Raw genomic sequence first — 2,459 nt, forward strand, 5'->3', positions numbered from 1 at the left:
GCCGAGCACGGGTCGAACACGGTCCCGTCGCGGTGGACGACGGTGACCCACAGGGCCTCGGCGTCGTCGACGGCCGGGCCGCGGAGGGAGAACGTGGCCCGGTCGGCCGAGACCTCGAGGAGCGGGCCGTCGTCGGGCGGGATCGGGAACGGCTCGGTCGGTAGGTCTTGGGCGGACACCGAAGAGGCGGAGAGGAGTAGGGCGAGGGCGAGTCGGCGCATGGGTGTGAAACGTGTGCGCCTCGTTCTACGCTCGGCGTCACGTCAACGGTCCCGTATCTCTCTTCCGCCCGGTGCTACGAGGGATCCGTAGGGGGCCGCTGTCTTCCGTATTCAGTGGGCCACGTCGTTGGGTGGGCACGTCGAGGCCGTTGACGCGGAGCGCTAGTGCGGACGCACTACGGGGCTGGCCGCCCGGCCTCGTATCGGCACGAGCTCACCGCTGCGATGGACATGCGCACGTCTACCGGTCTTTACAGGGCGCTCTCCGCCCTCTTGACGTCCGCTGTACTCACAGCGACGACTCCCCCCGCGATGGCTCAGGAGGCCCTGAGCCCCGCCGATACCGCCGCGCCTCAGTCGGTGGAGCTGTGGATGAGCGGGGGGTGGGGCTCGGCGTACAGCGGGGTCATCATGGGGGGCGGCCACGACCGTCAGATCGCCGTGGGGGCGGGTGAGACGCGGGTGGACACGTTCCGCCTCCGGGGTCCCAACGCGTGGGACGGGCGGACGGGGGAGGCGTTCGGTCGGCTCGAGGGCGAGATGCGGTTGGTCTACCTGCCTCAAGGGTGCCGGGGGGACGGGGCGTGCCGGCTGCCGGACTCGCTGGCGATCTCGAACGTGTTCGAGGTCGTCCTGAACTGACTCCCTACCTGCGACACGGTCGAGGAGGACGGACCGGGGATCGAGGCCGACGTGCTGGAGCGCGTGGCCGTCCCGTTCTCCCGGTCGAACTTGGGTGAATCGGGTTAGCGCTAAAGCGTCGTCGTAGCAGCGACCTCGCCGTGCCGTCGGAGCCGGAGGCAGGCGAGACCGTGGCGCTACGTCTCTGAGGTACCGGGTTCGAGCCACCCGAGTCGAACGGAAATGGGCGGTTTTGCGAACGACCCCGAGAGCGCGAGCGACCGCCGCCTGCGGGACGACGGCCAACCGAGCAACCCGTTCAGAAAACAACGTCCGACATGACCCCGCCTCGCCGTCTTTCTGACCGCTGTCAGTGTAGGCCTGCCTACTCGTACGGCTTGACGACCAAGTCGGCCACCTCGAGCGCGCTCTCGGCCCGGGCCTGCTCGACCGCCGCCTCGGGCACCTCGCCCTGGGTCACGAGACCGTCGTGCTGGTTCGAGACCGCGACGAATCCGTACTCTGCCCCCAGCAGCGTCAGGCGATGAATGAACTCGGCCTCGAGGCCCTGGAGCAGGTGCGCCGCGAGCTTCCGGCGGAGCTTGGACGGCGAGAGCCCCTTGAGACGGAGCAGGCTCCCGGTCGCGTTCGCGACGACCCGGCCGCCCCCGGACCCACCACCCGTCGCGTGGGCCTCGAGGTACGGACCGGTGATGTACCGGAGCCACGCCTTCCGCTCACGGTCGAACGCGGTCACGTGCTCGCGGAACCGCTCGAGAGCCTGCCCAGCCTCGTCCCACGGGTCGCCGTAGTCCGTGATCCCGTACACGCCCCAGATCGACTTGGCGATGTCCGGCGTCCTCTGGAGACGCCTGCGTTCTACGTCGTCCTGGAGGTCGGCAAACTCGATAGGCACGAGACGACGGAAGGCGCTCGGGGACGGGAGCTGGGCGCCCATGAACAGCGCGATCACGCACGTCTTGTACAACTCGACCACGACGTCGTCCCGGCTCCCGAAGGCCTCACGCGCGAGGTCAGCCCGGTCGGACGCGATGTAGCGGTGGAGGAACGCCGGGTCGGCATCGGCCTCTCGGAAGAGCTGGACGAGCGCGGTCGGCTGCGACGACTTGAGGTCGTAGTTGACGAGGCCGTGCGAGCGCTCGAGCGGCTCCCAGACCCGGCGCTTGAGCGCGCGCGGGGCCGACTGGAACCCGCCGGCCTCGGTGAGCCGACCCGTGTACGTCGGGGCGAACGTCGGGCGGTACGCCGCGAGGTCGCCGTCGACATCGGCGAACTGAAGGGCCTGCCGGACGCAGTAGGCGGCCTGCGCGAGCCGGGACCGAGCGGACCGGACGGCCCTGTCGCGGCCCCGCTCGACGCCTTCTGCGTCGGCTAGCTCTCCCTCGAGGTCCGCGAGGTAGTTGCGCGCGGCGCTGACGTGGAACGGGCATGGGACACCGTGGACCGCGTCGGCCGCTCGCTTCACGAGGCGCGACATCTCGTCGGCGCGGACGCCCGGCGTCGAGGATCGAACCGCGCGGGCACGGTGTCCGCTCGTCACGCCGACGAGGGGAAGACGGTCGGCGGCCCGGCGGACGTCGTCGAGCGCCGCGGCGA

The 2,459-nt window shown here is 70.4% G+C and carries 3 protein-coding genes; 1 reads left to right on the forward strand and 2 read right to left on the reverse strand.

The features are described 5' to 3' along the window. On the reverse strand, positions 1-221 hold a 221-nt coding region (locus tag WBA11_RS17545; protein ID WP_424521934.1), incomplete at its 3' end, for a hypothetical protein. 231 nt (positions 222-452) lie between these two features. Between WBA11_RS17545 and WBA11_RS17550 the strand changes: the two genes are divergently transcribed. Next, positions 453-863, forward strand: coding sequence for a hypothetical protein (locus WBA11_RS17550; RefSeq protein ID WP_424521935.1), 411 nt, complete (start codon positions 453-455; stop codon positions 861-863). Positions 864-1,227: 364 nt separating this feature from the next. Here the strand turns inward: WBA11_RS17550 and WBA11_RS17555 are convergent. Beyond that, positions 1,228-2,459, reverse strand: a 1,232-nt coding sequence (locus tag WBA11_RS17555; RefSeq protein WP_424521936.1) for a hypothetical protein, incomplete at its 5' end; no start/stop codon positions are given.

Source organism: Rubrivirga sp. (assembly GCF_049648075.1).
In the GTDB taxonomy this organism is placed as follows: Bacteria; Bacteroidota; Rhodothermia; order Rhodothermales; family Rubricoccaceae; genus Rubrivirga.